Origin of the sequence: Sulfurovum sp. bin170, from assembly GCF_010892395.1 — a bacterium.
Taxonomy (GTDB): domain Bacteria; phylum Campylobacterota; class Campylobacteria; order Campylobacterales; family Sulfurovaceae; genus UBA1140.
The window spans coordinates 1-4,506 of record NZ_JAACKB010000243.1 but is presented as its reverse complement, the minus strand read 5'-3'; the positions used below and the strand labels follow the sequence as shown (position 1 = coordinate 4,506).

Annotated in this window: 4 protein-coding genes; 3 read left to right on the top strand and 1 reads right to left on the bottom strand. The window is 40.1% G+C overall.

Going from position 1 to position 4,506, the window contains the following annotated elements; all coding sequences use genetic code 11:
- Positions 1-586, bottom strand: a 586-nt coding sequence (locus GSY74_RS05850) for a thiamine-phosphate kinase (protein WP_255494556.1), incomplete at its 3' end; no start/stop codon positions are given.
- 129 nt (positions 587-715) lie between these two features.
- On the opposite strand from GSY74_RS05850, the gene GSY74_RS05845 reads away from it, so the two are divergent.
- From GSY74_RS05845 to GSY74_RS05835, 3 genes are read left to right on the top strand one after another with little or no spacing between them, the layout of a single operon-like run.
- A complete protein-coding gene (locus GSY74_RS05845; RefSeq protein ID WP_164664165.1) occupies positions 716-2,431 on the top strand; it encodes an FAD-binding protein in 1,716 nt (571 codons plus the stop codon).
- 12 nt (positions 2,432-2,443) lie between these two features.
- On the top strand, positions 2,444-3,448 hold the full coding sequence (locus GSY74_RS05840) for a succinate dehydrogenase/fumarate reductase iron-sulfur subunit (RefSeq protein WP_164664164.1): 1,005 nt from the start codon (positions 2,444-2,446) through the stop codon (positions 3,446-3,448).
- A 9-nt stretch (positions 3,449-3,457) separates the two neighbouring features.
- The gene (locus GSY74_RS05835) at positions 3,458-4,354 is read left to right on the top strand and encodes a CoB--CoM heterodisulfide reductase iron-sulfur subunit B family protein (RefSeq protein ID WP_164664163.1); all 897 of its coding nucleotides are present in this window, start codon (positions 3,458-3,460) and stop codon (positions 4,352-4,354) included.
- The last annotated feature ends 152 nt before the right edge of the window (positions 4,355-4,506 follow it).

Genomic DNA, 4,506 nt, shown 5'->3' with positions numbered 1-4,506 from the left:
CATCAGATATATCCATTCCCACAGATAGGTATGGTCGTGATTTTTCTATAAATTTTTGGCGTAAAACAGGCTCTATAAACTTAGAACTATTAGCAACATTTTCACCATTAAAAAGTCTATTCAAATCCCTTTTGCTCTCTCCCAAATGACCTGTATACGCCAACAATTGCCCCTCCTTTAGACCTTTTCTAGTCAAAGGATTTTTACTTTCAGAAATAATAGTAATAGAGAAATCAAGCCTCTCTCCTGCAATCGTATCACCACCAATAATCTCACATCCAAACTGATTAGCAGTCCCATGAATAGAGGCTATAATCTCATCTATATCAGCAGTAGTTATCTTTTTTGGCAAAGATAGTGCCACCAAAGCATAGAGAGGTTTCGCATTCATAGCAACCGCGTCAGAGATATTTATCAACATCGCTTTCCTTGCTATCTGTTTCAGACTCATCCACTCTCGTCTGAAATGAACCCCCTCAAAAAACGCATCCATACTATAAATCTTGTCTCCGACAATAGCTCCATCATCCCCGATATAAGGTGAACTTAATTTGTCTATTAGGTAATCTTCTCTATTCAATTTCATATCCTATTAATTGTGGAAAAATTGTAACATAATTGCTGTGATATTTAGTTGGGCTTTTACTATTAAAGAAACTTATAATAGGTTCAGATATAATCTCATTAAATTCTTATTTTTAAAGGACATTGCAGTATGGATATGAAAATCTACGAATATGACGCTGTAATCGTTGGTTCTGGTCTGGCTGGTTTGGCAGCTGCCAAAGAGCTAACCGAAGCAGGGAAAAAAACAGCAATCATTACAAAACTTCACCCACTAAGAAGTCACTCAGGGGCAGCACAAGGTGGAATTAACGCTGCACTACATGCTGATGACTCTACGGAGCTTCATGAGTTTGATACGGTCAAGGGTTCTGATTATCTAGCAGACCAAGATTGTGTTGAGCTTATGTGCAGTAAAGCACCAGAGACTATTCGTTGGGCAGAGAGAATGGGAGCAACATTTTCCAGAGATGAAGAGGGGAATATTGCCATTCGCCCTTTTGGTGGACAGTCAAAGCCTAGAGCCTGTTATGCAAAAGATAGAACAGGTCTAGCAGTCCTCCAAGCTATCTATGAACAGGCAGACAGAGCAGGAATCGAAGTTTTTGATGAGTGGTATGCAGGAGATATTATCTATGAAGATGGAAAAGTATCAGGCGTGGTTGCTTATGATATAAGAGACTCTAAACCTGCAATCTTTAATGCAAAAGTAACCATGTTAGCCACAGGTGGTCACGGTAGAGCATATAGATTTAACTCAAATGCTCACGCAAATACAGGTGATGCACTCTCTATCGTTGCACGACATGGTCTTCCACTTGAAGATATGGAGTTCGTTCAATTTCACCCATCTGGACTTGGTGGAAGTGGTGTTCTTATATCTGAGGCGGCTAGAGGTGAAGGTGGACGACTCTTCAATAGCGAAGGTGAGAGATTTATGAGAAAATATGCTCCAAATGCAATGGAACTAGCAAGTCGTGATGTTGTAAGTCGTGCTATTATGGAAGAGGTTCGTCAAGGTAAAGGATTGGGTAAAGATGGTCAATCTGTCAATATTGACCTAACCCACCTTGACCCTGAAATTATCCTCACAAGACTTCCAGAGCTACGAGAACTTGCCATCGCATTCCAAGGTCAAGATATGCTAAAAGAGCCTATCCATATCTCTGCTACTGCTCACTACTCAATGGGTGGAATTCCAACAAATATCAACTGTGAAGTTAGAAAATCTCCAACAGAGATGACTGAGGGACTCTACGCTGCTGGTGAGTGTAGTTGTGTATCGGTTCATGGTGCAAATAGATTGGGTGCAAACTCTCTTCTTGAATCGTTGGTATTTGGGCGACATGCTGGTGAAAACATGGTCAAAAAGATTGATGAGGGGATTGAACTTCGTCCTGCCAAACTCTCTGATGCAGACAGAATGTTAGCCGAGATGCACAAGCTAAAAACTTCAAATGGTACAGAGACTATTCCAGGAATTAGAGAAGAACTTCAAATTGGGATGACCAAAAATGCAGGTGTATTTAGAACCAAAGAGTCACTAGAGACACAGATTGAAGTTATAGATGATCTACTTGGACGATTTGACAATATTCGAATTGATGATAAATCAAAGACATTCAACACCGACTTGCAAGAGGCAATTGAGCTTGGGCATATGTTGGAGTTTGCTAAATTTATCGTTGATGGTGCATTGAACCGTGAAGAGAGCCGTGGTGGTCACTTCCGTGAAGATTTTCCAACAAGAGATGATGATAAATTCCTAAAACACACCTATGCGTATATGGATGAGAACTACAATATGAGACATGAGTGGGGCGAAGTGGTGCTTGGTAAGTTTGAGCCTAGAGAGAGAACATACTAAAAGGAGGTTATGATGCAAAAAACAGAAAATAGTGATACTAGAAAAGTAAAAATTAAAGCGTTCCGATTTAACGCAGAGACTGACTATCTTCCATATACCAAAGAGTATAAGATGGAGGTAGGCAAAGATGAGCTAGTCCTTGACCTTATGAACAAAATCAAGTGGGAGCATGATGGCTCATTCTCTTATCGTCGTTCATGTCGTCACGGTATCTGTGGAGCCTGTGCTATCAAAGTCAATGGAAAGCCTGTTCTTGCTTGTAAAGAGAATGCTATGGAGCTTCTTGACCTCTTTGATAATGACATAACTCTGGAACCTCTAAGCAAAAAGAGAGTGGTCAAAGATATGATTGTTGACAAAGCTGACTTTTGGGAGAAACACTCGGCGATTAAACCCTATATTGTAGCAGATATTGACCCTAACCCAACAGCAGAGACCAAACAGTCTATAGCAGAGTTTGATGCGATGTTAGATTCTGACCTCTGTATCCAGTGTGGTGCATGTCACTACGCCTGTCCTGCTCTTCAAGCAAACGAAGACTATCTTGGGCCTGCTGCTCTGAACGCAGCATTTAGATTTACAGCAGATACGAGAGATGAGGCGGGAAAAGAGAGATTAGAGATTGTCTTTGCTACTGGTGAAGGTGTTTGGGACTGTGTGAAGTGTAATGAGTGTGCTGAAGCGTGTCCAAAAGAGATTAACCCAATCCAAAAAATCGGCAAACTTCACAATATGCAGTTTGAGCAGAAAATAGCTAGAAGCAATATAGCTACTCGTCACGCAGAAGGTTTTGTACGAAGTATCAGAAAACATGGTTTCCTTGATGAGGCAGATATAGTTGTCTATTCAGAGGGTTATTTAGGAATGTATAAACACCTCAAAACTGCTGTTAAGATGATGAAAGTTGGTAAAATTCATTGGCAAGATGGTGTTCCATGGATTGACAATATGCCAAAAATCAAAAACTTAGATGAGGTTCAAAAACTAATTGACATCTCTATGACAAACAAACTATAAGGAGAGAAGATGAGCAGATTACAATATGCACTATTTACAGGATGTACAGCCAAGCAGTCAACACCTGAACTACTTTCATCTACTCTTGCAGTAGCTGATAAGTTGGGGATTGAGATTACTATTTTAGAAGAGGCGAGTTGTTGTGGGGCGAGTCACCTACAAGATTTTGATGAGTTTCTAGCACATGTATTAAACGCTAGAAATATCTGTTATGCAGAGAAGTTGGGAATGACGATGATTACTATCTGTAACACCTGTCAACTCAACTCTGCTATGACAAAACATGCACTTGATAGTGACCCTAAACTAAAAGCTAGAGTTAACGAAAAGCTTAAAGAGGTAGGATTGGAGTATAAAGGCACAAGTGAAGTTAAACACTTCCTCTACTGCCTAGTAGACGAGTATGGACTAGAGAATATTAAAGACAAAGTAACTACACCACTAAGTAACTTTAATATCGCTCCTTTCTACGGATGTCACAATATCAGGTCAACAGACCAACACCACTCTGCTACTTATGGAGAGAACGCATACGCACCAACTTCACTAGATAGATTGATTGATGCCCTAGAGGGTCACCCAGTTGACTACGCTAGTAAAAACAAATGTTGTGGATTCCATGTTGAACTTCAAGCGACACATACAAGTGAAGTACTAGCAGGAAATGCACTTTTGGATGCTATTGATAACAATGCTGATATGGTTGTAACCCCTTGTCCACTCTGTCACCTAAAGATGGATACATACCAAGATGATGTAAGTAAAGTTATGGGGCGTGATGTAGAGATTCCTGTTCTGCACATGCCACAGATGGTTGCCTTGGCTCTTGGAGCTACGGAGAAAGAGCTTGGATTAAACTTCCATGTTCAGAAAGCTTCACAAATTTTTGGTGAGGCAAAAGCGTAAACAGTAGGTCGGACTGCCCTCTGTCCGACATAAACATGCATAAAACCAATATCCATCCAACAAAACAAAAATTATAATAACAAAAGACCTCACTTGAGTTTGGGAATGAAAACTCCTAGTTTTATACATAAAAAAAGCATTAAGGTTAACCT

Coding starts and splice junctions, on each gene's coding strand:
- GSY74_RS05835 (WP_164664163.1), top strand. CDS start 3,458: ATGAGCAGATTACAATATGCACTATTTACAGGATGTACAGCCAAGCAG.
- GSY74_RS05845 (WP_164664165.1), top strand. CDS start 716: ATGGATATGAAAATCTACGAATATGACGCTGTAATCGTTGGTTCTGGT.
- GSY74_RS05840 (WP_164664164.1), top strand. CDS start 2,444: ATGCAAAAAACAGAAAATAGTGATACTAGAAAAGTAAAAATTAAAGCG.